This window comes from Clostridium sp. BSD9I1 (genome assembly GCF_900185645.1).
Taxonomy (GTDB): Bacteria; Bacillota; Clostridia; order Clostridiales; family Clostridiaceae; genus Clostridium_AK.
Genome location: NZ_FYAM01000004.1, coordinates 69,363 through 95,212, shown reverse-complemented (window position 1 = coordinate 95,212; position 25,850 = coordinate 69,363). Strand labels below are relative to the sequence as shown.

Sequence of the window (25,850 nt, the reverse complement as noted above, 5' to 3'; positions counted from 1 at the left end):
CACAATACATACATTTAAATCAAATACATTGTTTAATACATAATACATTACTTATTATTTAAATAGGCTGTTATTACCCTATCATTTCCTGCTAAATCTTTATAACATTCTATAGCATGGAAATCACTGTTCTTAAGGATTTCAGTTACAGTTTCTCGTTGATCGTGTCCTATCTCTAGGGCAATAAGTCCGTTATTCTTTAAAACACCCTTACTTTCAAGTGCAATTCTTCTATAGAAATAAAGTCCGTCCTCTCCTCCATCTAAAGCTTCATAGGGCTCATAATCCCTAACATCTTCCATAAGGCTCGGAATAACATCTTTTCTTATGTAAGGAGGATTAGAAACTATAACATCATACATCGAACCGTTCTTTATTGCCGCTTCTAGTAAGTCGCTCTTATATACTTTTAACCTATGTGTTGTTTCTTGAATGCTTGAATTTTCATTGGTAACTTCACAAGCTGTATTTGAAATATCAAAACAGTCTATATGGGTTTTAGGACAATAGACTGCTATAGATACTCCTATAGCCCCACTACCACAGCACACATCCGCTATATTCATATATTTATTTTTATTAATGACGGATATTACATTTTCCACTAATATCTCTGTGTCCGGACGGGGAATAAGCACACCCTCTTTAACCTTAAAGTTAAGTCCCATAAATTCAGTATACCCTAATATATACTTAATAGGCATTTTATTTTTTCTAAGTTTAATTAATTCAAAATATCCTTTAGCTTCCTCGGATGATATTTGAAAATCTCTGTTAAGCATTATAAATAACTTATCCCTATTCATAATTTTACCCAATAGAAGCTGAGAATCAAGTATATAATTACAATTATTTGATTCCTTAAGGGTCTTATAGCCCTGCTCTAAAACTTTTCCTATTGTATAAACTTCCCTTGTATCCATTTATTGATTTTCTCCGTTCTCCATTACATCAATGCCTTCAGCCGCTTTAATTGCCTTAATAGCTACTTCTAATTGGCTTAAATCCGGCTCTCTAGTAGTTAATTTTTGAAGCATTAACCCTGGGTAAGCTATAATACCAGACAGATTACTTTTGCTCTTTCCTAACCACTTTATAAGTTCATAAGTTATTCCTGATACAAATGGCAATAGCACTATTCTCCAAAGCATATTTTCCCACCAAGAATTCCAGCCCACTGCTGAAAACAATATTATACTTACTATCATTACCAAAAACATGAAATTAGTTCCACATCGAGGATGGAAACGAGGATATTTCTTTGCTTTTTCAGATATAAGCTCATCGTCTTGCTCATAGCAAAATATAGTCTTATGCTCTGCTCCGTGATACTCAAAAACCCTCTTTATATCTTCTAACTTTCCTATAAAATATAAATAAGCTAAAAATATGCTCACCCTTATTATTCCTTCTATTATATTTAACATAATTGTATTTTCTATTCTTAAAAGCTTAAATCCACTTGCAATTAAATTAGGCAGTATAAAAAATAAAAGAACTGAAAAAATTAATGATATAATAAGACTTATACTTGCTATTATACTGTCACTTTTTTCTTTAAATTTATTTTCAAACCACTTATCAAAGGTAGATTTTTTTTCCTCTTCCTCTTCAAAAAATGAAGCTGAATAATTTAGGGTTTTTATCCCTATTATCAAAGATTCTATTAGAGATACGAATCCTCTTATAATTGGTATGTTAAAAAGCTTATTTCTTTTTGAATAAGGTACAAACTTTTCTAATTTTACTTCAATCTCTCCATTTTCTTTTCTCACCGCAGTAGCAATGCCCTTACTCCCTCTCATCATTACGCCTTCAATAACCGCTTGTCCTCCTACTGTACAGTTCTTTTTCATTGCTTCACCTCTCTCCTAAAACAACGTGACATTTTCTACACCTAGCTTCATAAGATTCCTTAGCCCCTACAAGAACTATAGGTTCATCATAACTCGCTGGTTTACCATTTATAAGTCTCTGAGTTCTAGTAGCTGGGTTGCCACATTTCATACATATAGCTTGAATTTTATCTACAAATTCTGCCACAGCCATAAGTTTTGCAATAGGTCCAAAAGGTTCTCCTTTAAAATCCATATCAAGCCCTGCACAAATTATCCTTTTATCCATGTTTGCTAAATAATTTACTACGTCTATTATATTGTCATCAAAAAACTGAATCTCATCTATGGCTATTACTTGAACATCCTTATCAATTAATTCGATTATTTGATTGCTAACTGTTACAGGTATGGCATCTTCCTTATCTCCACAATGAGAAACTACATCTTCCTTACTGTATCTATCATCAATTTCAGGCTTAAAGACCTGAACCTTTTGCTTAGCAATCTTAGCTCTTCGTATTCTTCTTATAAGCTCTTCTGATTTACCACTATACATCGGTCCTACAATTACCTCTATCCAGCCATGATTCTTTGGTCCATACATAGAAATCCCCCCAGTCTTTAATAAACAAGTATAATTGTAACAGAGAAGCATAATATAATAAAGAGGAAATAATTAAATTTTATTGACTTGCAAATAACCCCTGTGTTATAATTTAGGAGTTAAAAATTCGGACGATAAAGTCTAGAATTCACGAGAGAGGTGAAAAACATGAGAGAAGGCATACATCCAGACTACCATCATGATGCAGTAGTTAAGTGTGCATGTGGAAACACTTTTACAACTGGTTCTACTAAAAAAGAACTAAAGGTTGAAATATGTTCTAAATGCCATCCATTCTTCACTGGTAAGCAGAAGATCGTTGATGCTGGCGGAAGAGTTGATAAGTTCATGAAGAAGTTCAACTTAAAGAACGAAGAATAATTTTTATAATAAATAAACCCGAATTAATTCGGGTTTATTTTTTTATTTATTTAGCTTTTCTTTACCTATTATATTTAAAAATTCAGCATTATTTTTAGTTTTAAACAACATGCTAATTAATTGTTCTGTTACATTTTGAGTGTTACTTTCAGTATATAACATTTTTCTTATGTTAAATGATGCATCATACTCTACTTCTGTTAAAAGTAAATCTTCTTTTCTTGTTCCAGATTTATAGATATCTATAGCTGGGAATATTCTTCTTTCTTGAAGCTTTCTATCTAAATGAACTTCCATATTACCAGTACCTTTAAATTCTTCAAATATCATATCATCCATTCTACTTCCAGTTTCAACCAAGGCCGTAGCAAGTATAGTTAAACTTCCGCCTTCTTCTATATTTCTTGCAGCACCAAAGAATTTTTTAGGCATTATTAAAGCTCCTGGATCAAGACCACCTGAAAGCGTTCTTCCTGTTGGGTTAATTGTCAAGTTATATGCTCTTGATAATCTTGTTATACTATCTAGAAGTATAATCACATCTTGTCCTTGTTCTACCATTCTCTTAGCTCTTTCTAGAACCATATATGCCACCTTTGTATGATGCTCTGGTTCTTCATCAAAGGTAGAGTATATAACTTCGCCATTTATAGATCTTTGCATATCAGTAACTTCTTCTGGTCTCTCATCAATAAGTAATACTATAAGTTTAGATTCAGGATGATTAGTAGAAATGCTTTGAGCAATCTTTTTAAGAAGAGTGGTCTTTCCAGCCTTAGGAGGAGCCACAATAATTCCTCTTTGACCTTTTCCTATAGGACATATAATATCCATAAGTCTTGCTGAAAGGTCCTCTTTTGTGGTTTCAAGTCTTATTCTCTTATTTGGATAAATAGGAGTTAATAATTCAAAGGGTTTTCTTCTCACTGCTCTTTCAGGATTTTCTCCATTTACTTTTTCTACATATAATAAGGCCTTAAATTTTTCTCCTTCCTTAGGAGTTCTAACTTTACCTTGTACTTCGTCACCAGTTTTTAAGTTAAATCTTCTTATTTGAGATGGTGATACATATATGTCGTCCGGTCCTGTTAAATAATTTTTCCCTCTTAAAAATCCATAGTTATTATTTTCTATTATCTCTAATACACCTTTAGCTGTATCTGATTCATTTATCATTTCTTTAAGCTTTTCTTTTTTCTCCTCAGGGCTTACTTCCTGTGGCTTTATGTATTCTTTTTCTTGTTCTTGCACCGGTTCATATTTAGCTTCCACTGTGCTTTTAGGACTTATTTTTTCTCTTAATACTACTCCGTCCTTTTCTATATACATAGGAGATACCTTCTTAATCTCCTCTATAAGCTCTGATTTCTTTAATTTAGATATATTTTTTATTCCTAATTCTTTAGCAATAGACTTTAATTCGTTTACAGTCATATTGTCTAATTCCACATTTGACAAAAAATAACACCTCCTGTGATATTAAATTATATATAATAAATCCTCTGGGAAAATAAAAGAAACTCTTCGAAGGGATACATGCGATAACATTATAACCTATTTTATAAACTTTATCCAGAAAAACTTTAAGCATCAATATTATCAGAGTGGTATTTAAATATCTTTATAATAATGCATAAATCTTATTATTAGTACTATTAAATAATTTAACCTTTTCTATAACCTTTTTATGATTTCCTATATAAAATAATGGTATATAAATTTCTTTACACCCACCTACTATTAAATTAGAATTCAGAAATTCTTGAATACTATATTCATACTGATGATTTCGTCCACAAAGTGGGCATACAATTTCCAAACATACTTGCCTATCTTCAATACTTACATCTTTAATAGAGTCAACTTCATATTTTAAAGAGCTTAATTTGAATATGGAGATTTCTCTTATCTCATATTTAATCATATGGTTTTTTAGAGCTATAGTAATATTTGAATTTATCATTTTTTTCATCTCCAAAAATTTAAAAATAACTAAAATTATATCATTTATAACATTTCTATAAATATTATAAAATTCCTTCTTTTTAGTATATTACTATTTCACTTTCTTATCCAATAACTCTTCTGCTTCAAAGTACATGTCCCTTATTCTTTTATTAAAAAGCATCTTTTCCTCTGCATTCTTCATGTATTCTTTAAAGTTTACCTTGCTTGAAGGAAAGTTTTCATGAAATTCTTGTTGATTTAAACATTCATACTTTTTTAATAGCAAGGCTAACAAATACTTACAATCTTCATCCTCTAATATTTTGAAAAGTTCTCCTTCACTTACGCCTTTATATTGACATAAAAACTCTATTATATTTTTATATCTATTATGTCTATCAAAAAAATAATTCATTTATATTCAACTACCTTCCTTAAATATTTACTTACATTAATGCCCATTTTTTTTATTCTTAAACCTTGTTTTACTACTATATATAAAAAAGCCTCAATAGAATACTCTATTGAGGTCTTATATCTATGGACAAAATAGTGCGAACAGGCTTTTGACCTGATACGCTCATTTCATAATCTATGCGGATTTTTCCTCCATTATCGTTTATATCAATTTTTAAATCATTAGTTGTTATGGCAATTTCTAAAACACCATAGGGAGTATCATAAAGGCATACATGTTTTTTTCTATTTTCAAACTCCATTCTAGCGTCTGTACTTCCCATTCTCAAAAGAATCATCCTTTTTTCATCAGGGTAGATCTTAAAATGAGTAGTGGTACCTTCCATCCCAGATATTTCAGTTTCTTCATATACTACACGATAAAGCCCTTCCATTTTAGCAAATTTACCAACAGAAATTACCTCAATGGAGTTTTTTTCATCATTATCCTGAGTACTTTTAACAGTAATAAGTACTTCCTTTAGCATTAGAACAACCACCTCTTCATATAACTATTACAAAACTTATATTATATATTTATTTATTTCTTCATCAGTAGCTGGAGTAACAGTTATATGATTATTTAATTCTTTAGAAAAATTACCATACTTTATTACCACCTTAGGATTATCTTTTCCTTTAGAATATCTTGCAGTTATCTTAGCTGCCATCTCTATATCCTCATTAGTAGGCTTTCCAATGAGTACTACCATAGATCCATTATAATCTTCAGCAAAAAATATTAAGTCTTCATAATTTAAATATTCTTTTATAGAATTTGCTTCATCTAATGTTCTGGTAGATATTATCTTACAATTAGGTGTAACTCTAAAGTGTCTACCTATTCTCAAAAGATATAATTCTGATGAACTTGGTTCTTTATTATATTCCAATAGTTCCTTCAATCTCTTAGAATAGTTAGGTTCTGTTAACTTACATCCACCAGCAGGAGATGGATAATCAACTACTCCCCACTTTTCAGCTAGTTCCATTTGAACTTTTCTACTTCTTCCGGAAATATCTAAAAGCTTTTCTCTATCTACTAAACCATTTAGCTCCATTTCTGTAGGAAGTAAATTCTTAGCACATAATGGTCTTAATATCTTATCACTATATCCTGATTCATTTTTTACTATATCTAATGCAGAACGGTTTTGAGACATAGGCCTTTGATTTAATACCTCTCCTGTTATTATGAAGTCTGCATTAAGTTCTTCTAAAAGTTTTCCGGAATAAGTCATCATTAAAGCATGGCAATCCACACATGGATTCATATTTTTTCCATAACCATGCTTAGGATTTTTTACTATTCTTAAATGATCATCAGAAAAGTCTACTACATGTAACGGTATTTCTATTTGTTCTGCCATTCTTAAAGCATTTTTTTCATTAAAGAAATTTGATCTAAAGCATATTCCTATTACATCTATACCTTGTTCTTTTATTAGTTTAGCAGCAAGTGTACTATCTAACCCACCTGACATCATCGCTAATGCTCTTGTCATATTCATCACCCTTTATTTATTATTTCTTTCTATTGCAAGTTCGATTAATTCATCTATAAGCTGTGAATACTTTTTACCTGAAGCCTCCCAAAGCTTAGGATACATACTTATTTGAGTAAATCCAGGTAATGTATTTACTTCATTGAAATAAGCTTCTCCTGTTTCCTTATCCATTAGAAAATCTACTCTAGACATTCCTTGACAATCCAATAATGTATATATTTTTATAGCTAATTCTTTTATTTCTTGTAACCTTTCATCTGACAAATTAGCTGGTATTAAAAGCTTTGAAGCTTCATTTTGATATTTCGCTTCAAAATCATAGAATTCCTTTGCAGGTATTATTTCTCCTGGCACAGCACCCTGAGGTTCATCATTTCCAAGTACAGCTACTTCTATTTCTCTTGCGTTTAAAGCCTCTTCTACAAGTATTTTTCTATCATACTTTAGGGCTTCTTCTAGACCACTTATAAGCTCTTGTCTATTATGAGCCTTAGTTATGCCTACTGAAGATCCACTGTTAGATGGTTTTATAAACACATCATATCCAAGCTTGCTTTCTATATTTTCTATTAATTCATCTTTATTTTTATTATAATTATACTCTGTAACAACTACATAATTAGCTTGTTTTATTCCGAAGTTTTCTAGAACATACTTAGTATAGACTTTATCCATACATAATGATGATGATAGAACCCCCGGTCCTACAAAAGGTATTCCCACAAGCTTACATAATCCTTGAATTGTTCCATCTTCTCCATATAAACCATGCATTACAGGAAACACTACATCAACTTCTTTATTAAACAGTATATTTTGAGCGTTCTCCTTTTTATTTTCATTATCTTTTTCCCATAATCCACTTTCTATATTATCTATAGAACCCAGGTATTCATACCAGCTTCCTTCTCTTGTAATTCCTACTATACGTATTTCATATTTAGAATTATCTATATTTCTAAGTACTGATGCTGCCGATACTCTAGATACCTCATGTTCTGTTGATTTTCCCCCAAAAAGAATAGCTATTTTATTCATTATTCCATCTCCTCTTAAAATAATTGGAAAATATACATCATCGGAGTATTATAATATCATACTATACTATTTTAATATATTATTTAAAAATGTAAATACTCACTATGAATAGTTTAATTTTTTTTATGTATTTAATCAATAATTTTTTATTATATTTTACATAGTAAGTTCACCATTAGGGGTGTTTATTATTTGTATTATTCTCTGTTCAAAACCTGTATTTGCATTTATATATACTATAAAGCTTTCTCCATTATATGCTCCTGAAAATTCGTAGCACAATGCCTCTGTATTTACTTCAGTTGGAACAATAGTAAGATTTACAGATTTTACATTTAATTTTTTCCCAACCCTTTGCTTTGCAACTTCTTGTGTAATCTTAGGATTTTCTATATTTCTTTTTTCTAAGTGTGATATAAGATACTTTTCCGCCTCTACACCTATTATTTTTCCATCATCTAATGCCATTTTAACTTTTATTTGATCAGGATATACTATTATATCACCTTGTTTATAAACATAATTTACTATTAAGGTATTATTATAATTTAATGCATATGTTGGATACATATTATCATATCCTAACCCTTGCAAATAATTTCTCCCCAACTCCATTGCCTTTTCCTTAGATATACTTGATGTTTTCACTTGTCTATAATCTAGTATGTATACTACTTTTCCACCGTTCTTACTTATATCACATACTACTTTAGATTTTTCATCTCTTCCCTTTAATATTATATCAAAGGAATATGTAGGAATCTTTGCTCTTGTGTGTTCTTCCTTTAAAGTTATATTTTCTATTCTATTTTTACCTATTGCCTTTTCAGCCACCCCTTGTGCTTCTTCTTTTGAAACTTCCCTTTCCGAACTTATCCTAGGTTTTATGTCTTGTACGTTATCAGAGAATGGCCCATCATATATTAGGGCAGGATATTGTGCTACTTGTTTCTGTATAGATGAAAACTTTTCTACTATAGTTTCTTCACCATTCTTTGCTAGCACTCCAGAAACCTTTTTTCTTATTTCTCCCCATTTTACTCTTCCGCTGTTAATATCATTTGCAACTTCATTTAATGATGCTTCTAATTGAAAAGATTTATTTTTAAGCAATTCTATAGTATTATAATCCTTTTCCTCTAACTCTTTACCCTGAGATGCTGCTTTCCCTAATGAATAACAAAAATCTCCTACCTGAGATAAAAACTTGCTAGTGTTCTGTATCGTTTGTTGTTCTATAGGTAAAGAATGTAGCTTATCATTAGCAATAGCTGCATTTCTAAATATATCTCCAAAAACAATTATACTTTGTTCCCTAGACCCTACTATAGCTGACTTACCCAAATTTACTCTTATATTTTGCACAGAATTTATAAGCTCATACATATTTTTACTATACTCTGCTTGTAGATAGTTTCTATAATCTGTTCTTTCCAACGTCATTAATATAGCAAATGTAGTAGAAAAAACTACTATTAGTGTTACTATTATGGTATACAACACTCTTTTATTTCTTATCTTCATACCAATACCTCCTATCTGGATAAATTTCTTTTTTATTATCTGTAATAACCTTTATAGTTATTCATTACCTAAATTTAAAAGACTCCCCTTTACTTGTGTGGTATAATGTATTTGTAATAAAGTTATCTAACTATTAAATCATATTGTTAGTTACTTATATTTTTAGTTAAAATAGTGTACAATATCTAATGTGAGTTTTTGCTAATTTTAGGAGTTTTACAGGAAGGGGACATACTTAGATAATGAAAGCTTTGATTTTTTCAGTATCCGCAGGCGGAGGGCATAAACGTGCAGCTGAAGCAGTAAAATCCTATATTGATATTTACGATAATAATAGTGAAGTAAAAATAATAGATACAATAAGATACATAAATCCCTTAATAGATAAAGTTGTAATAGGAGGATATCTAAAAACTATAAAACTATCTCCTAATCTATTTGGCAAGCTTTATGATTATTCTGAATCAGACTACGGGATTGCAAACTTAAGTGCTAAAATAAATGAAATATTAACTTATAAACTAATACCTCTTATAGATGAGTTTAAACCGGATATCTTAATTTCTACTCATGCATTTACTACAGAAATGATATCCATTATAAAGATGAAGCATAAGAAAAACCTACCAACAGTTTCTGTAATAACTGATTATGCTTGTCATAGCTTTTGGCTTCATCCTTATATAGATGCCTATATAGTTTCAAATTCAGATATGGCTAACGAGATGGTGTCTAAGGGAATAGATAGAGATACTATATACAATATAGGAATACCTATTAAGCCTGAGTTTTTTAAAAAATATGATTCTGCAAAAACTCTAGAAGATATAGGACTTTCCCCAAATAAAAAGACCATTCTCATTATGGGAGGCAGCTTAGGTATTGGTAAAATAGAGAACATATACAAAAAGCTTTTATTTCTAGATAAAGACATACAGATAATAATAGTTACAGGTAGGAACAAACGGCTATATGATGAACTCATTAAAATTAGGGATAATTTTCAGACGAAGCCTACTTATATCATTGGCTTTACAGATAATGTAAACAAGTATATGCAAGCTTGTGACTTGCTTATTTCCAAACCTGGTGGACTCACTGTTACAGAAGCTTTAATATGCGGAGTTCCTCTCGCAATATTTTCTCCAATACCGGGCCAAGAAGAAAAAAATGCAGAGTTCCTGTTAAAATATAATCTTGCTATAAACTTAAGCGAAAGCAAGAATTGTATAGATGCTATAGATTATCTAATTTCGAACGAGGCAAAACTTCAGGAAATGAAAGATAATTGCAGAGAATTTTCAAACCCACATGTCGGCGAAAACTTATATGATATATTGAAAAGCCTACTAGATAAAAGTTCTTTAAAATAAAGGTCAATGGTAAATTCTATCGAATTATGCCATTGACCTTTGTTTTAGAATATTAACTTATACTTTAATTAAGCAAATTCAACTCATATATTAAATACTTCTTTTATCAGCTCAAATAACTTAAATTTAACAACTATCTTATTTTCATCTTTAGAGTTCTCTTTATTTTCCTTGCTTTTATCTGTATCATTCTTTTTTACAGTATTATCTACAGACTTATATTCTTCATCTGTAAACACAGCTTTCATTTCTTTTTCTGTTTCCTTTTGTGCTATGTTTCCTTTTGTAATATCTACAAAGCATAATGGCGGAAACATAATACACCACCAATTCTGTCCCTTACCTTCCCCTATTATTATTCTATATGCTTCATAATTTCCTGCTGGCAAGGTTATACTTCCATAAGTCTTAACCGGAAAATTTTCATGAGATAAAGTTGTGTTCAATGTGTATTTATATCCATTTTCTTTTATTACTCTTTCTGATATTTTTCTTATTTCATTATCGTTTTCAGTTATTATCTTTCTTGATTCATCTATACTCTTTGAATTTTTGAGTTTAGGTGTCATATATTTTAACACTTCATTTCTTACTTTTAACTTAAGCTTTTGATCATAATTTAAATCACTATTTGCTATTACATGAAACCTTATAAGCTTGTCTGCAATTCGCTTTTGCATAAAGCTTGTCTTAAATTCAGATCCATAAATACTTATAGTTATAAATGCTAAAAATATAGTAATAATAGCTATAAAAGTTTTTTTCATAATTTTTTCCCCCTAATATATCTAAACTTTTCCCCTACTGTACTAGCTATTATTACCAGTATTTTTTTAAATAATCACTTATTTATATTTTTTTATTTTACTTGACCTATTCTTCTCACATTAACTACACAGTTTACATTTACCTTAGCACTTTTATATACCTCATCCCAATTATCCTTAACTTTATTCCATATAAACGGGTGAAACTTTTGAACATATTCCCTAAGATCCAATAGATCTGATTCGTATTTACTTTGAAGTGCTTTTACAAGCCTTTCGTTTTCATCCTTCAATGATTTACCCAAGTTATTTTCTAGTTCCTCAATAAACGTTCTAGAAAGCACTTCCTTTCCAACATAATATCCTTTAATCTCTCCTTCTAAATTTAAATTAATATCAAACTCCAATTTATCATCATTTTCCTTAACTTTTATTTTCTTCTCAATTCCTTCTATTTCAAAATCAATAGGGTGACCTTCCTTATATACCACTCTCTTTCCTCTTTTAAGCTTACCCTGTAAAATCTGAATATCTTCAGTCATATCCACTGATAATGTATCTACCATCTTATAATTTTTTACTATACCTGTTCCTGCAAGTTTAAGTTCATTCTTTTCTCTATCTAACGATATACAAGGAACAGTAACATTTCCAGATGTAATTAAATCATTCAAAAATTCATCCAAGGTTATTGGTATTACACCAATTTTTCTATCGCTGCCTTTTATAAGCCCTCCTAAGTAGTTATCTAAGCTTTTCTCCATCTCAGGTTTATATTTTAAGAAATCTTCTACTTTTCCAAGGGTCATAATAACTAGCATAGTCCTATTTAAGGATGGTTGTCTTTGGAGATAATCCACAACTTCCTTTGCTACATCAGGATGTGCAAAAAACTCACTTCCTAACAAAATCATTTCTGTGTGCGCAAAACTTATACTTCTGCTACTTTTTTCTATAGCTTTAGATATAGCATCCTCCATGGAATAAGCTTCCGTAGTTATTGTCTTTGTTTCTGCAACTCCTCCTTGTTGCGGTCCCAACTGACTTATATCCGGAAAATTGTAGGATACACTTAGCTTTTTAATATCAACCTCTGCAAATGGATCTCCAGGCTTTATTTTTTTAAGTTCATCTATCTTTCCTATATCTGTCCCTATATCTATTCCTATGGTAGAAATAAAGTATCTTCTATCTATTTCAACTTTATCCCAACAACCATTAAGTAATATACTCATACTTAATAAAAGTGTTAATAAAAGCTTATTGCGGCTTCTCATTTATATCCCCCCTCCTTTTTCTAGGTTTAAAGATAAGCAGCGCAAGAGGAATCAGTACTATATTTATAAGAAATAATATAGGACTGACGAGCGAAGATATTTCAGATACATCTTGAACATTTTTAGGATATAGAGCAACAAGATATGTTAAAGGTATAATTATGGCTGCCCCTAGCTTTATGTCCTCTAAATTAAATATCCTTTTTGTCATATCCGCAGCAAAATAATACTGATTTACAAAGGTAGTCATATAAAAAATAATCCATATACTCATAAATATCCCTTCCCATCTTTCTATAAACGAGCCTGGTATATTTATATTTCCTATCATACTTACAACTGGCCATAATAGAATTGAAACTTGTTTTTCCCCGAATGTAGCTACTGTAAGAACAAAGGTAATCAAATAAAATACTGTTGTAAATATAATTCCTCTTTTTATAGCCTTCTTTGTATTTACTTGCTCTTTTACCAAAGGAAGAATTAAGAATAGTATCGACAATCCACCATATCTAATTATCGATGTATTTAAACTAGTTATATATTTAATTGGTTTAGCATCGAATGCAGGCAATAGATTAGTAAAATCCACATTGTATAAACACACCATAAACACTACTCCAATTGGTATAAACATAAGCCAAAATGAAACTTCATTAAATTTCACTAAGTTATCTACCTCTGCTCTAATTAAATAACTTCCAACCAGTATAGTTACTAAGAATAAAAACTCTATTGGAGTCCTTTCTAATAAGTATAGTTTTATTTCCTCTCCAAATACTCTGAGCCCAAATGCTGAAAATACAACGCTATATATTACAAAACTTAGTCCTACAATTTTACCTAGCATTTTGCCAAAGGTCCCCTCAATTATTTCCTCAAAGTGCTTGTAAGAACTATTTTTCATTACTTTATATATTAAATAACATAAGAACCATGCTATAAATCCACCGACGATTATAGGTATCCATCCATCATTTCCAACTATTTCTGAAAGTTCTCTTGGATACGAAAACACATTAACTCCTAATAAAGTAACTGCAATTGTAGAGAAAAGCCCATATCCTGTTGTAAATTTTTTATTATCCATATCACTTTCTCACCCCTTTTTACTTTTGCCTTATTTTATCCTTAGTATTTAAATACTTAGGTCTTTCCTTAAACGAATTCCAAGGTAATCTTATGTATACATCTTTAAAATCCCTTATATTAGGATTGACAAGTGGTGATAAGTACGATATTCCAAAACTTTTTAGCCTTATAAGATGAATTAATAGCAATACAAGCCCTAGTACTATTCCATATAAACCTATAAATGAAGCTACAATAATTAATAAAAATCTTATAATTCGTATTGCCATAGCTACTTCATAATTAGGTGTTGTAAAATTGGTTATAGTTGTTATTGATATAATTATTATCATTATGGGACTTACTATCCCAGCACTTACTGCCGCTTGACCTATAATTAATCCTCCTACTATACCTATAGTTGAACCAATAGGTTTTGGCAGCCTTACGGTAGATTCTGTAAGCAATGCTAAACTCACTTCCATAATAATGGTTTCTACAAATGCCGGAAAAGGCACACCTTCTCTAGAGGCTGCAATAAAGTAAGCAAGTTTTGTAGGAGATATAGATACATGAAAAGAAGTTACTGCTACATATAATGCTGGCAATACAAGGGACATAAATACTGCAATTAATCTTATAATTCTAAACATACTTCCATATGCCCATCTTTGATAATAATCATCTGGAGATTGAAAAAACACCGGTAAAGTTGCAGGTACTATCAATGCAAAGGGTGAATTGTCTACTAATACTGCTACCCTTCCTTCATATAATGCACTTGCTACTACATCCGGCCTTTCTGTACTTTGTACTTGAGGAAATATCGACCACTTACTATCTTCTATTAGCTGTTCAACATATCCACTATCTAGTATAGAATCTATACTTATTCTTTCTATTCTTTTTATAGTCTCATCAACTATAGCTTTATCAGCTATGTCTTCCATGTACATAATCACTGTATCAGTTTTAGATCTACTTCCTAGACTTTTAGGTATAACTTTAAGACGAGTGTCTCTTATCCTTCTTCTTACAAGGGCTGTATTAAATCTTATAGTTTCAGTAAACCCATCTCTACCACCTCTGACAACAGTTTCTCCAGATGGCTCTGATACCCCTCTAGCTGGCCAAAAACGTGTTGCTATAACATAGCAAGCTGTAAAATTATTAATGAATAACATAGTATCTCCAGACATCATGGAATTTACAGCTTTACTTAAATCCTTTTCCTCTCTCATATCAGATACAGTCAGAAATCTTTTCTCAATATCCTCAACCTTTATAGATGTCTTCTCCAACATTAAACTCTCAAGCACGAAATTGTTTATAAGAATTTTGTCTGCCATACCATCTATATATATTAATGTGGCTTTGTTTTCTCCTATGTAAAATTCTCTATATACTATGTCAGATACATCCTTAAGCAAGCTCTTTATGTAATCTATATTCTCATCTAAATTGGAGTAAATTTTATTTCTTATTTCCTCTTTCATAATCCGCACCTCCTTTATAGCAATATCATTCTAGTTATATAAAGTACTGCAGCAACTATAGTACTGACAAAAGATATTGATTTACATTGTCTTGCAGCTCTACACATATTTTCTCTTTTAAAGTAGTTATAATCTAACATGTATAATACAAAACTTTGTATTAAGATAAGTATTAAAAAATATCCATCGAATAGCTCCAATAAGTCTAATAATATATTCATAGTTAACCTCACTTAAATAAATAATTTGCTTTACTTATTTTCTCTAATCATTATCTTATTTATACATAAAAAAGACTTAGGACATACTTAATATAGTCCTAAGTCTTTTTTATATCTACGGTATAATTGTTTTAGTCAAAAATACTTGATTATAACTTCTTATAGCTTCCTTATAGCAATTTTCCGCTTTATGTAAATCATCAAAAACCCCATATACTGTAGGTCCGCTTCCACTCATCAAGGTCCCAAGAGAACCATTTGATTTAATCATTTCCTTTATGTCTCCTATTATAGGATTTTGTTCTACGGTTACTTGCTCTAATACATTATTTAAGCCACTTCCTATTTTAGTTAAGTTGCCTTCATCAATCCCTTTAAGAATTTTATCTATTGATGGATGAACATAACTTTTGCTATCTATTTTATTAAATACTTCTTTTGTTGAAACCCCAAAGTTTGGTTTAACCAGCACTAAAATACAATCCCTTAAAGGTTTCAAAGGCTTTATTATTTCCCCCACTCCTTCACACTTAGCAGTTCCTCCAACTATGCAAAATGGAACATCTGCACCTATTTCCCTTCCTAAATTTATCATTTCTTCCTGAGATAAGTTTTTATTGAATATTATATTAAGCATCTTAATTACTGCAGCTCCATCAGTACTTCCCCCTGCAAGACCCGCCTCTACAGGTATATTCTTTTTTATTTTAATCTTAACTCCGCTATTTATATTATAAGTCCTTATAAACAGTTCTGCTGCCCTATAGGCAATATTGCCCTTATCGTTAGGTAAATTAGCATTATCACAGATTAATTCTATTCCCTCATCACTCTTCTCAACATCAACTTCATCCCATAAATCTATAGTTTGCATAATCATTTCCAAATCATGATATCCATCGACTCTTTTACCTATAACATCTAAGAACAAGTTTATTTTTGCATAAGCCTTTAATTTCATAATTCCTCAATCCCTTTGTATAAGTTTTTTATTAATTTATTATAATATACCCATTAAAAGAAAGCTATAAAATAAAGCAGCATCCCTTTATAAAATGCTGCTTTATTTTATAGCTTATACGCACGTTAACACTTCTTTAATATTTATGTCCTTATTCATATTAATTTCATTTTTTACAATATCTAATAATGGTTCATACTTTTCAAAGAATACTATAATCAAATCTCCCTTTCTAGAGTTTTTGATTGCTTCTAATAATGCATCTTTTTCATTTAATACTACATTTACATTCTTAGTATTAAAATTAGTTTGTCGTACGCCTCGTTCTAAAAGCTCTGCTACTTCCCCTACTTTTCTTCCTCTTCTATCTTCATCCTCTTTTATATAAATATAATCAAAATTTTCTCCCGATATCTTTCCTAAACTTAATATATTTTCATCTTTTCTATCTCCTGGAACTCCTATTATTCCTATGAGCCTCTTACATCTTAGTTTTTTTGCACCTTCTAGTACAGCCTTATATCCTTCTATATTATGCCCATAATCTAATATTACAGTTATATCATTTATCCTATACATATTAAATCTTCCCGGATTATGTTCCTCATCCGGATAAAAATTTTTCATGCCCTTTCTTATAAGTTTAAGATCTATATTTAAACCTATAAGTGCTGCACAAGCAGCCATAGCATTTTCTATATTGTATTCTAATTTACCATCTACTGTAATTTTTATATCCTTTACCTTGATTATAGGGGTCATTCCTTCATTATTTTCTAGACAAATGTAGTTATTTTCTATATAAATTGACTTTCCTCCATTTTTTATATGTTGCAATACATCTTCGTTATGCTTATCTTTAGAAAATAATATTATATTACTTTTTATTCTACTTCTTATGCTCATACTCATTTTATCATCTGCATTTAATACCACGTAGCCATCATCCTTAACAGCTTCTCCTACAAGGGATTTTACAAATGCCAATTCTTCAATAGAATTTATTCCATCTAACCCTAAATGATCTGATGCTATATTAGTTATTACCCCAACATCTGCTAAATCATATGCTAGGCCTTTCCTAATTATTCCTCCCCTTGCCGTCTCAAGCACTGCCGCATCTACATCCTTATTAAGAAGAACCGTCATCGCACTATTATATCCAGTTGTATCTCCCTTACTAATACATTTATTGTTTACATATATTCCTCCTGTAGTAGTCATTCCAGTTCTATGTCCCACTAAGGATAAAACATAAGATATTAATCTTGTTGTTGTAGTTTTTCCATTAGTTCCTGTAACCGATACAACAGGAATTTGATTTTCTACATTTTTAAACAACATATCGATTATAGCCCCTGATACATTTCTTTGCTGTCCCTCATATGGAATTTCATGCATTCTTATTCCTGGTGCAGCATTTATTTCTATAATCACACCATCTATAGGTTTACTTATATCTGTACAGCACACATCTATACCACATATATCTAAACCTACAGCCTTTGCCGCTCTAACACATATATCTATATTCTCATCACATATAGAATCGGTGTAATCCACCGCTACTCCCCCTGTTGATAAATTAGCATTTTCTCTTAGCGATATTTTCTCTCCCTCTTCAGGTATTGATTCTAGATAATATGAATTTTTTGATATATAGTTTATTAGCTCATCATTTATCTTTATTTTAGTTAGAGGTTTTTCATGTCCCTCTCCTCTTCTTGGATCTTTGTTTAATTTCTCAATAAGCTGTTCTATAGTACTCTTCCCATCTCCAGTTACATATGGTGGTATTCTTTCTGATACTGCTACTACCTTACCATCTACCACGCAAACCCTATAGTCTTTTCCTACAACATATTTTTCTATAATTATTTCCTTGTATTCCTTAATTATAGTCTTATATGCTTTTATTAATTCTTGCTCATTTCTTAGGTTCACCAAAACTCCCTTGCCCTGATTGCCAAATCTAGGCTTTAATACTACTGGAAATCCTATTCTATCTGCAAGCATAAGCATTTGAATAGGACTCTTCACCTCTTCCCCATCTGCTACCGGAATACATTGTCTTTGAAGGATATTTTTTGTAAGTAGCTTGTCACATGCAATATCCACCGGAATGCATCCAGTATTGTTGCTTACAGTAGCTTCTATTAACTTAGAAGTGCTGCCATAACCTAACTGAAATACACTACCCTCATTCAATCTAATTGCAGGAATACCTCTTTTTTTAGCTTCTTCTAAAATAGCAAGTGTACTCGGCCCTAGTTCTTCAGATATCAGAGTATTCTTTAACTTATTAATATCTTTATCCATATTAATATCTTCATTTTTTATAAGTGAATTTATCAATGACACTGCAAGTTTACCTGTATCTATACCTGTCTTTTTATATTTATATTCATAAATTATGTAATAGTGGTCCCCATTTACTTCTCTTGCCTTTCCATATTTAGCCTCTATGCCTAATTTATTTTGAATAGCAAGTATCATATGTTCACAAATATGTGCTAGATATGTACCTTCATTTAATCTTTTTACGAATCCACCTTCTTCATCTATGCCACATCTATGTTCCCTTAATTCAGGCAAAATTTGTAGCAATCCACTATTAAAATTTTCTATCTTATTGCTTGGAACATCACTATATCCTTCTAAATCTAAATCTAATTTTATACAAGGCCTATGACTATAGATATTTCTACCTTCATACCAAGCTATCTCTATTACTTTCATTTTCTAAGGTGTCCTCCTATTTAAATCATATTTATCATCTTTTTTTAATATGTGCATTTTAATATTACATATAGATAATATTTCATCTGGATTTTGCTCAGAAACATTGGTTTTAGTAATTTCACTTCCATCAATTACATATACAGCCCCAGAACCTATTACACTAAATTGAGCTTCTCTATTAACTATAATAGCAGTATCTTCATCAATACCAATTCCTATACTTTCAGGATTTTCAGATATTCCTACTAATAATCTTCCAATTCTTCCCCTTTGAGCAAAATGCTGATCTATTATTACACCTTTTATAAGACCCAGTCCAGGGGCCATTTTTAAAGTACATTTTCTTGGAGATTCTTCCTCGGGACCTGTCACAATCATAGTATCACTCATAACAGAAGCCCCTGCAGAAGTCCCTACAAACATACACCCTTCTTCATACCTCTTTTTCATCATTCTATACAAAGGAGTACCTCCAATTAGACTGGTTATTCTTAATTGATCTCCACCTGTAAAAAATACTATGGAAGCTCTTGAAATTAAATTTACATGATAATCATCATAAGCATCTTTTCTTTCCTTAACGTTCAATATTGCTATATTCTTTACCCCTAATCCAGAAAATATGTATTTATATTGATCCCCTAATTCTTCTGGTACTCCTGATGCCACTGTTGCTATAAGCAATTCATCCTTATCCTTATCAATATGAGAACAAACTTCTTTTAATATATTCTTATCGCCTTCTTTATCCTCTGCTCCTCCTATTATTATTAAATTGCTTTTTATTCTTTCCTCCAAAACTCAACACCTCTTTCCGCAGGTATTTTTTATTTTTCCCAATTTAAACCCACTTATTCATGCAAAATAAAAAAACACAACATCCTCCTGTACAAATACAGAACATGCTGTGTTTTAAATAATTTATTATCAGAATACTAATCTTCCAGGTATCAATAGTTTTTCACCTGGCTTAACCATATCCGGTGAGTCAATACCATTCATTTTCATTAAATCATCCATAGTTGTAAAATACTTCTTAGCTATTTTCCATAATGTATCTTCCTTTTGAACAATATATATTGTAATGCTGCACTTTTTCTTTGTAACTTCATCTTCTACGGATTCAAGTTCTACTAAGAATTCTTTATTAACTGGCGCATTTACTCTTACATTCAATTCTATTAGCGCCTTTATGGCTATATTCCCAGCTTCTATAGAAGCTTCTAAATTTTCTAAAAGTGCCTTTGCTATAGCCTGCATATCCAGCTTACATCCTGAAATATCTACTGTAGCACTAAATGGAAGTTCTTCTCTTATATTTTCAACAGACTTATTTTCATCATCTACCTTGTACATTACTTCTGCCCTAACTACACCTTCTACTGCTACCTTTTCCTCCATTACTTTCTTATCAGTAATACATACATTTCCACTAGCCATAATTACTTCAACAGGCTTTGGAGACTCTCTATCTATTTCAATATCTCCCTTAACTACTGTTTCTGTATTAACATTTCCAACCATGTCATTAAGTTCATAGCTTTCTTTTTTCATGTTTAATATTGCATCAGGTGAATATATGTCCTCTAGAACATCCATCTGTTCTTTATTAAGAACCTTTGTAGATGTTTTAACATTAACCTTTGCTTCAACTACTCTATTTTCCGCAGCTTCATCTTCTTTTACTTCAATTTCTACTGGCTCTACATTAAATTCAGTAAATCCCTCCATAAGTGGATTGATTCCATCAAATTCAAATTCGTTATTTAATACCACTTCTTTTTCTAAGCAAGCTATATCTGTTGTATCCTTACCCCTATACAAAACGTACAAAACAGCATTAGCTTCTACGTTTATTTTATTCTCCATAATATTTATATTTTTCTTTTTTAAATTTATATTGGTTTTTAACACATTACCTATTTGAGGCTTATCTGCAGGAACCGCTAAATTTATATCTGCTTCTAAGTTACCCTTTATAGTTCCCACAATTTTATCTATTTTAGAAGTATTTTTTAGCATTTGAACATTTTTATCTCCATCAACATCCTTAACTATTTGAAAGTTATTATTTTTATACACTTCAGCTTTTAATTTTACTATGCCTTCTACCATTACCTTTCTTTCATTTAGTATGTTGCATCCCATGTGTTCAACGTAACACTCAACATCACAATCCATTCTATGTTCTGCACCTTTTAACTCTATTTGATTAGAGAATTTATTGTTGTAAGTCACATTGTGTATGCCAAGTTTTTCATCTTCGCGAGCCTTATAAATTACATTATGCTTTACCTCACCTTCTACTAAAATCTTATCCTGCTGCACTTCTTTATTAGTTATAACAGGCTTTGACTCTACAGTCAGTATTTCCACTACATCTGGATGGGTATCAGGTATAACATACTCTCCTTTAACTATTGTATCCGCCATATTTTCCCCTAGGAGCTGTTCGCATTCTATATTTTCTCTTATCAACTCTATAGACATAATCATATTCCCCCCTATTATAAACCTACTATCTATATATATAGTAGATTGGTAATAAATATGATAATTTTTAATTATTTAGTTTCTTACATAAACGAGGTTTTTATCAAGCATTAATATACATATTTCGTCATTTTTTTATGTTTTACATCTATATTTTTTTGAAAACTTCTTAATAATTGTTGACATATATCTTATTTTGGCGTATTATAAAATTAGTTGTTGACCATATAACCTCTCATAAATTCTCAATACCCTTTTATACCATAGTCGAAAGATGGAAAAGCCATCTTTCTTTTTTATATGCAGACAAAAAAACAAAGCAGCGATATCATCACTGCTCTTTTATTATGTGTTTTATTATGCATAAACCAATTGAACTGTCTTTGTCAATACATCTGAATAACTGTAAGTCACTGTCCTCTGGGCGTCACTGTCTAACCTTACTACAAAGATGCTAGGGTAAGTTTTTTCAATAGTGCCTTTGTTAACAAAAGTTCTTCTTCTGCCTCCGTTAGCCTTTAGTGTTACGCTTTCCCCTACATGGTTTTCTATATCTTTTTTTATAGAAGCCAATACATTTCCTCTTTCCACACTAAACACCCTCTTTCTACATAATACATTATATAACATAGCTTCATTTTTGTCAATAAACTTATAATTTTATCTTGATTTTTATACTTTGTCAATATTAATTTTTTGTAAACTATGCTATTTTTAAAACGTATACATATATTATTCCTTTTCGACTTAATCCTCATATAGTATTCCCTTACTAGTTTGGCATTATTCATAAAAATGTAATAAAGATATGCATGAGAATTCTTTGCATATCTCTATTACATTTCATAAGATTTCTTTATGTTTAATTATTTTAAATACTGTGATTTTGGAAATCCCTCTCTATATTTTCCTCTTGTTTGAAGCCCACCTATCCCCTTTACTCCTGTAATGGTATTTTCTAATGCTTCAGGTATAGATACCACTTTTTCTATATTTGTGTATGCTATTTTTTCACATAGAAATACAGGATCAAGGCAATGTATTAAAACTCGATTAGGCGAACTTGCAAAATTAGCACCTGCGTCTAAAAGAGCTTCATAATTAGACTGACATGCTCCTGCAAAGATAACTAAATTATCATACCCTGGTTCATAATTTCTAAGCTCAGATACAGTTTCAACATAATACTTAGAGTTTCTATAGTTATTTATGTCTATATAATCTCTTGTTCCTTTAGTTACTGCGTCATGGCCTGTTATAACTACAATATCGGGCTTTACTGTCTTTACTAGCTGAAGCACCTGTGAAGGTTGATCCTTTTCTGCAATCACTCTTCCGATGACATCTAATCCTAATTGTTTATACACCTTTAAACATACATCTAGGTACTCTGAATCTCCATCAACATGAAGTATTTTCCCTGGCCTTCCAAAAGACAGTTCATTATTATTGCCTTTTATCACTTTAAACTCTCTTCTATAAAGATCTTTTCCTGTTCTACCTAAAAGAATCTTTTTTATTGATGAATTTACTTTTCTGCTAAAAACTTGTTCCTGCTTTGTATCTTCTTCAGCCACTACTTCCAAATCCTCTTCTACTGAATCCGCTATTATTCTAAGATTTATTCCTTTAAGTGTATATATTTCTCCATCATCTGTTTCTTTTATATTTATTATCTTAAATGTAATATCTTTTCCATAGGACTTTCTTACTACTATATCTCCTATCTTCAATAAAAACATCTCCATACACCCTTAATTTCATTATATATAATATGTATGTTTCCTTAGTTAAGTGCAAAATTATTGGCATGTACTACTTTTTATAAGTAATACATGCCTTAATTACTATTCCTCTTGATTATAGTATTTTTTAAATTCATCAATAAAATTAATATATAAATCCTGTTCAGCTATTAATTCCTCCATTTTATTATTAAAGGTATTGGTTGGCCAATTAACTTCATTATAATAATATCTATTACAAAGTCTCCAAAACCTTTGTGGGAATAATAAAAAGGCAAATAATACCTTATACTCATCTGTAGACAATGGACTTATCTCATTATAAGCACTTATAATTAAATGTGCGTATTCTATATTCCACTCAACTCTTTTAAGAACCTTTATTATAAAGGAAGAAATATCATACACTCTTACTTCCCTCTTACAGTAATCGAAATCTATGACATTTACATCATTATTATTATCTATTATTATATTATGATAAGTATAATCATGGTGACAAAATGCCTTTTCTTCTTCTGTTGTTCTGCAAATCTCCATATAATTAGATGAATTTAATACCTTCATTGCTCTTTTACCTAAGTCTTTATAAAACTGGATTGTCTTTAAATAATTCATTTCAAAGCTATTTTTATTACTTCTTTTACGAGTCATGTCCCTCATTTTTTCAAAAGATCTAACCCTTTTCTCCATAAGATGAGGCCATCTTCCTAAATCACTTTTAAGTTTGCTATTTTCTGGAGGTTCATATCCTTTGGAAACAATATGCATATATGCAAGCTTTTGAGCTGCTATATAGAGGTCTTCCTTGTTTCTAAAATCTGCTTCTCGTCCATCAATCCATTCGGATAATGTGTATATGTCCTCATTTACTAGAGCATATGGATTCCCATCTACATTAAGGCAATATCTATCCACTCCACTAAATCCCTTGTTTATAAGATGTTCCTTTGCTCCATATACAAACAATAATTTTTGCACCCCGTAATTTATTTTCTTTAGACATTTGATACCTTTATTTGTTTTTACTAAATAAACTCCTCTATTTGGTTTAAGGCTTTCAATTTTAATGTCGAACTGCCTTTCTATTTCAAATTCTCTCATCATAGTAATCACCTCCTTATAATTTATATGAAATAAACATATTATTTAGAAGTTAAATTAATGTATAAATTGTATAATATCCATCATATGATTTTTATATAAGAACTTTTATTAACACTTTCAATCCATGTCTAATATAATAAAATATAACCACTATAAGGAAGGTTAGTTCGTATGAAGATAGGTATAGACGGAAGGGCTTCTCAATGGTATAGAGGAACGGGCATAGGTACTTACACATATCAGCTTATAAACTATGTAAATAAGGTTGACTCCCTAAATGATTATATGGTTTTTATGCCTCAAAACTCTAAATATGATATTAATTTTAACTCTAATTTTTCCATAAAAAACATTACAGAAAACTGCAAAAACAATTTCTGGGACGAGGTTAACATCCCAAATATACTAAAATCTAATGAAGTAGATCTTTATCATGTTCCACAAAACGGCATCGGAAGTCCTGAGGAAAAAAAGTGCCCCCTAGTGATAACACTTCATGATGTTATACCTTATAGAATGCCAGAAACTACTAGTGAAGGTTATCTAAAGTTATTTCAAGAAAAACTACCTGAAATAGTATCAATGTGTGATGGTATAATAACAGTATCTAATTTTTCAAAGGAAGATATTATAAAAGCATTTAATTTTCCAAGAGAAAAAATATTTGTTACTTATTTAGCTAGTGAGGATATTTATAGGCCTATAGATAAGCTTGTTAGTAAACAAGTAGTAAAAGACTTTTACGGAATAAATAACGACTTTATCTTATACGTAGGAGGTTTTAGCCCTCGTAAAAATATAATAGGTCTTATTGAATCATTTAGTAAGGTTATCGCCCACTATAAAAAGGATATAAAGCTTGTCATTGCAGGCAAGAAAGGTAAGTCTTATGAAATATATAAAAAGCGCTGCGAACAACTTCATATAGAAGATAAGGTAATATTTCCTGGATTTATTTCCATAGATCATATGCCTTATTTTTATAATGCAGCAAAACTCTTTGTATATCCATCCTTTTATGAAGGTTTTGGACTTCCCCCCCTGGAAGCTATGGCATGTGGTGTACCAGTTGTGGCTTCAAACCTTACCTCTATACCTGAGGTAGTTAAGGATGCTGCACTACTTATAGACCCTAACAATATAGACGACCTATTTCATTCTATTTCCAAGGGGCTAATGGATGATAATCTCCGTGAAAAACTTATTTTGAAAGGGCTTGTACGTTCCTCTGAACTTACCTGGGACTCTACTTCACACAATACTATGATTGCATATAGTAAAATACTTAATAGTTAAAAAGC

The 25,850-nt window shown here is 30.7% G+C and carries 25 protein-coding genes; 3 read left to right on the top strand and 22 right to left on the bottom strand.

Annotation, left to right across the window (positions count from 1 at the left end):
• Positions 1 to 47: 47 nt before the first annotated feature.
• The 3 genes from prmC to BSD9I1_RS00945 are packed head-to-tail and all read right to left on the bottom strand — an operon-like array spanning position 48 to position 2,442.
• On the bottom strand, positions 48 to 923 hold the full coding sequence (gene prmC / locus BSD9I1_RS00955) for a peptide chain release factor N(5)-glutamine methyltransferase (RefSeq protein WP_186428739.1): 876 nt from the start codon (positions 921 to 923) through the stop codon (positions 48 to 50).
• Positions 924 to 1,856, bottom strand: a complete 933-nt coding sequence (locus BSD9I1_RS00950) for a DUF1385 domain-containing protein (protein ID WP_186428738.1) — start codon at positions 1,854 to 1,856, stop codon at positions 924 to 926.
• 4 nt (positions 1,857 to 1,860) lie between these two features.
• Positions 1,861 to 2,442 (bottom strand): thymidine kinase, encoded by a 582-nt coding sequence (locus BSD9I1_RS00945; protein ID WP_186428737.1) that lies wholly within the window; start codon positions 2,440 to 2,442, stop codon positions 1,861 to 1,863.
• A 168-nt stretch (positions 2,443 to 2,610) separates the two neighbouring features.
• On the opposite strand from BSD9I1_RS00945, the gene rpmE reads away from it, so the two are divergent.
• The gene (gene rpmE, locus BSD9I1_RS00940; protein WP_035304707.1) at positions 2,611 to 2,823 is read left to right on the top strand and encodes a 50S ribosomal protein L31; all 213 of its coding nucleotides are present in this window, start codon (positions 2,611 to 2,613) and stop codon (positions 2,821 to 2,823) included.
• Positions 2,824 to 2,865: 42 nt separating this feature from the next.
• Here the strand turns inward: rpmE and rho are convergent, their stop codons facing one another.
• The 7 genes from rho to ypeB all read right to left on the bottom strand — a co-directional run bounded on the left by rho (position 2,866) and on the right by ypeB (position 9,296).
• On the bottom strand, positions 2,866 to 4,257 hold the full coding sequence (rho, locus tag BSD9I1_RS00935) for a transcription termination factor Rho (RefSeq protein ID WP_373419333.1): 1,392 nt from the start codon (positions 4,255 to 4,257) through the stop codon (positions 2,866 to 2,868).
• Between the two features lie 187 nt (positions 4,258 to 4,444).
• Positions 4,445 to 4,786, bottom strand: coding sequence for a hypothetical protein (locus BSD9I1_RS00930; RefSeq protein ID WP_186428735.1), 342 nt, complete (start codon positions 4,784 to 4,786; stop codon positions 4,445 to 4,447).
• Between the two features lie 93 nt (positions 4,787 to 4,879).
• Positions 4,880 to 5,185, bottom strand: coding sequence for a hypothetical protein (locus BSD9I1_RS00925; protein WP_035304701.1), 306 nt, complete (start codon positions 5,183 to 5,185; stop codon positions 4,880 to 4,882).
• A gap of 106 nt (positions 5,186 to 5,291) precedes the next feature.
• On the bottom strand, positions 5,292 to 5,714 hold the full coding sequence (locus BSD9I1_RS00920; protein WP_186428734.1) for a DUF1934 domain-containing protein: 423 nt from the start codon (positions 5,712 to 5,714) through the stop codon (positions 5,292 to 5,294).
• Positions 5,715 to 5,750: 36 nt separating this feature from the next.
• Positions 5,751 to 6,731, bottom strand: a complete 981-nt coding sequence (locus BSD9I1_RS00915; RefSeq protein ID WP_035304697.1) for a DUF814 domain-containing protein — start codon at positions 6,729 to 6,731, stop codon at positions 5,751 to 5,753.
• Between the two features lie 12 nt (positions 6,732 to 6,743).
• Positions 6,744 to 7,775, bottom strand: coding sequence for a D-alanine--D-alanine ligase family protein (locus BSD9I1_RS00910; RefSeq protein ID WP_186428942.1), 1,032 nt, complete (start codon positions 7,773 to 7,775; stop codon positions 6,744 to 6,746).
• 153 nt (positions 7,776 to 7,928) lie between these two features.
• Complete coding sequence (gene ypeB, locus BSD9I1_RS00905) at positions 7,929 to 9,296, bottom strand: germination protein YpeB (protein ID WP_186428733.1); 1,368 nt, start codon at positions 9,294 to 9,296, stop codon at positions 7,929 to 7,931.
• Between the two features lie 242 nt (positions 9,297 to 9,538).
• Between ypeB and BSD9I1_RS00900 the strand changes: the two genes are divergently transcribed.
• Positions 9,539 to 10,669, top strand: coding sequence for a glycosyltransferase (locus tag BSD9I1_RS00900; RefSeq protein ID WP_035304693.1), 1,131 nt, complete (start codon positions 9,539 to 9,541; stop codon positions 10,667 to 10,669).
• Positions 10,670 to 10,752: 83 nt separating this feature from the next.
• Here BSD9I1_RS00900 and spoIIR read toward each other — a convergent pair whose 3' ends face one another.
• The 12 genes from spoIIR to BSD9I1_RS00840 all read right to left on the bottom strand — a co-directional run bounded on the left by spoIIR (position 10,753) and on the right by BSD9I1_RS00840 (position 24,549).
• Positions 10,753 to 11,436, bottom strand: a complete 684-nt coding sequence (gene spoIIR, locus BSD9I1_RS00895; protein WP_186428732.1) for a stage II sporulation protein R — start codon at positions 11,434 to 11,436, stop codon at positions 10,753 to 10,755.
• A 92-nt stretch (positions 11,437 to 11,528) separates the two neighbouring features.
• A complete protein-coding gene (locus tag BSD9I1_RS00890) occupies positions 11,529 to 12,713 on the bottom strand; it encodes a Ger(x)C family spore germination protein (RefSeq protein ID WP_186428731.1) in 1,185 nt (394 codons plus the stop codon).
• Positions 12,697 to 13,803, bottom strand: coding sequence for an endospore germination permease (locus BSD9I1_RS00885; protein WP_186428730.1), 1,107 nt, complete (start codon positions 13,801 to 13,803; stop codon positions 12,697 to 12,699). The genes BSD9I1_RS00890 and BSD9I1_RS00885 overlap by 17 nt, the downstream gene beginning before the upstream one ends.
• A 19-nt stretch (positions 13,804 to 13,822) precedes the next feature.
• Positions 13,823 to 15,280, bottom strand: coding sequence for a spore germination protein (locus BSD9I1_RS00880; protein WP_186428729.1), 1,458 nt, complete (start codon positions 15,278 to 15,280; stop codon positions 13,823 to 13,825).
• A 14-nt stretch (positions 15,281 to 15,294) separates the two neighbouring features.
• Complete coding sequence (locus BSD9I1_RS00875; RefSeq protein ID WP_186428728.1) at positions 15,295 to 15,501, bottom strand: CLC_0170 family protein; 207 nt, start codon at positions 15,499 to 15,501, stop codon at positions 15,295 to 15,297.
• Between the two features lie 115 nt (positions 15,502 to 15,616).
• Positions 15,617 to 16,462, bottom strand: a complete 846-nt coding sequence (gene ispE, locus BSD9I1_RS00870) for a 4-(cytidine 5'-diphospho)-2-C-methyl-D-erythritol kinase (protein WP_186428727.1) — start codon at positions 16,460 to 16,462, stop codon at positions 15,617 to 15,619.
• Positions 16,463 to 16,576: 114 nt separating this feature from the next.
• Complete coding sequence (gene cphA / locus BSD9I1_RS00865; protein ID WP_186428726.1) at positions 16,577 to 19,201, bottom strand: cyanophycin synthetase; 2,625 nt, start codon at positions 19,199 to 19,201, stop codon at positions 16,577 to 16,579.
• Positions 19,202 to 19,204: 3 nt separating this feature from the next.
• Positions 19,205 to 20,002: a cyanophycinase gene (locus BSD9I1_RS00860; RefSeq protein ID WP_035304679.1), complete on the bottom strand. Its 798-nt coding sequence runs from the start codon at positions 20,000 to 20,002 to the stop codon at positions 19,205 to 19,207.
• A gap of 129 nt (positions 20,003 to 20,131) precedes the next feature.
• Entirely contained in the window at positions 20,132 to 21,694 is a 1,563-nt protein-coding gene (locus BSD9I1_RS00855) for an SPOCS domain-containing protein (RefSeq protein ID WP_186428725.1), read from the bottom strand.
• A 360-nt stretch (positions 21,695 to 22,054) separates the two neighbouring features.
• On the bottom strand, positions 22,055 to 22,288 hold the full coding sequence (locus tag BSD9I1_RS00850) for a Veg family protein (RefSeq protein ID WP_035304675.1): 234 nt from the start codon (positions 22,286 to 22,288) through the stop codon (positions 22,055 to 22,057).
• Between the two features lie 275 nt (positions 22,289 to 22,563).
• On the bottom strand, positions 22,564 to 23,430 hold the full coding sequence (gene yabG / locus BSD9I1_RS00845; protein ID WP_186428724.1) for a sporulation peptidase YabG: 867 nt from the start codon (positions 23,428 to 23,430) through the stop codon (positions 22,564 to 22,566).
• Positions 23,431 to 23,544: 114 nt separating this feature from the next.
• Entirely contained in the window at positions 23,545 to 24,549 is a 1,005-nt protein-coding gene (locus tag BSD9I1_RS00840) for a CotS family spore coat protein (protein ID WP_186428723.1), read from the bottom strand.
• 171 nt (positions 24,550 to 24,720) lie between these two features.
• Here BSD9I1_RS00840 and BSD9I1_RS00835 point away from each other — a divergent pair, with 171 nt between their 5' ends.
• Entirely contained in the window at positions 24,721 to 25,845 is a 1,125-nt protein-coding gene (locus BSD9I1_RS00835) for a glycosyltransferase family 1 protein (protein ID WP_186428722.1), read from the top strand.
• The last annotated feature ends 5 nt before the right edge of the window (positions 25,846 to 25,850 follow it).

Bases quoted from the DNA above. Each gene is read 5' to 3' on its own strand.
- prmC (WP_186428739.1), bottom strand. From the start codon at position 923: ATGGATACAAGGGAAGTTTATACAATAGGAAAAGTTTTAGAGCAGGGC.
- BSD9I1_RS00950 (WP_186428738.1), bottom strand. From the start codon at position 1,856: ATGAAAAAGAACTGTACAGTAGGAGGACAAGCGGTTATTGAAGGCGTA.
- BSD9I1_RS00945 (WP_186428737.1), bottom strand. From the start codon at position 2,442: ATGTATGGACCAAAGAATCATGGCTGGATAGAGGTAATTGTAGGACCG.
- rpmE (WP_035304707.1), top strand. From the start codon at position 2,611: ATGAGAGAAGGCATACATCCAGACTACCATCATGATGCAGTAGTTAAG.
- rho (WP_373419333.1), bottom strand. From the start codon at position 4,257: ATGACTGTAAACGAATTAAAGTCTATTGCTAAAGAATTAGGAATAAAA.
- BSD9I1_RS00930 (WP_186428735.1), bottom strand. From the start codon at position 4,786: ATGATAAATTCAAATATTACTATAGCTCTAAAAAACCATATGATTAAA.
- BSD9I1_RS00925 (WP_035304701.1), bottom strand. From the start codon at position 5,185: ATGAATTATTTTTTTGATAGACATAATAGATATAAAAATATAATAGAG.
- BSD9I1_RS00920 (WP_186428734.1), bottom strand. From the start codon at position 5,714: ATGCTAAAGGAAGTACTTATTACTGTTAAAAGTACTCAGGATAATGAT.
- BSD9I1_RS00915 (WP_035304697.1), bottom strand. From the start codon at position 6,731: ATGACAAGAGCATTAGCGATGATGTCAGGTGGGTTAGATAGTACACTT.
- ypeB (WP_186428733.1), bottom strand. From the start codon at position 9,296: ATGAAGATAAGAAATAAAAGAGTGTTGTATACCATAATAGTAACACTA.
- BSD9I1_RS00900 (WP_035304693.1), top strand. From the start codon at position 9,539: ATGAAAGCTTTGATTTTTTCAGTATCCGCAGGCGGAGGGCATAAACGT.
- spoIIR (WP_186428732.1), bottom strand. From the start codon at position 11,436: ATGAAAAAAACTTTTATAGCTATTATTACTATATTTTTAGCATTTATA.
- BSD9I1_RS00890 (WP_186428731.1), bottom strand. From the start codon at position 12,713: ATGAGAAGCCGCAATAAGCTTTTATTAACACTTTTATTAAGTATGAGT.
- BSD9I1_RS00885 (WP_186428730.1), bottom strand. From the start codon at position 13,803: ATGGATAATAAAAAATTTACAACAGGATATGGGCTTTTCTCTACAATT.
- BSD9I1_RS00880 (WP_186428729.1), bottom strand. From the start codon at position 15,280: ATGAAAGAGGAAATAAGAAATAAAATTTACTCCAATTTAGATGAGAAT.
- BSD9I1_RS00875 (WP_186428728.1), bottom strand. From the start codon at position 15,501: ATGAATATATTATTAGACTTATTGGAGCTATTCGATGGATATTTTTTA.
- ispE (WP_186428727.1), bottom strand. From the start codon at position 16,462: ATGAAATTAAAGGCTTATGCAAAAATAAACTTGTTCTTAGATGTTATA.
- cphA (WP_186428726.1), bottom strand. From the start codon at position 19,201: ATGAAAGTAATAGAGATAGCTTGGTATGAAGGTAGAAATATCTATAGT.
- BSD9I1_RS00855 (WP_186428725.1), bottom strand. From the start codon at position 21,694: ATGTCTATAGAGTTGATAAGAGAAAATATAGAATGCGAACAGCTCCTA.
- BSD9I1_RS00840 (WP_186428723.1), bottom strand. From the start codon at position 24,549: ATGATGAGAGAATTTGAAATAGAAAGGCAGTTCGACATTAAAATTGAA.
- BSD9I1_RS00835 (WP_186428722.1), top strand. From the start codon at position 24,721: ATGAAGATAGGTATAGACGGAAGGGCTTCTCAATGGTATAGAGGAACG.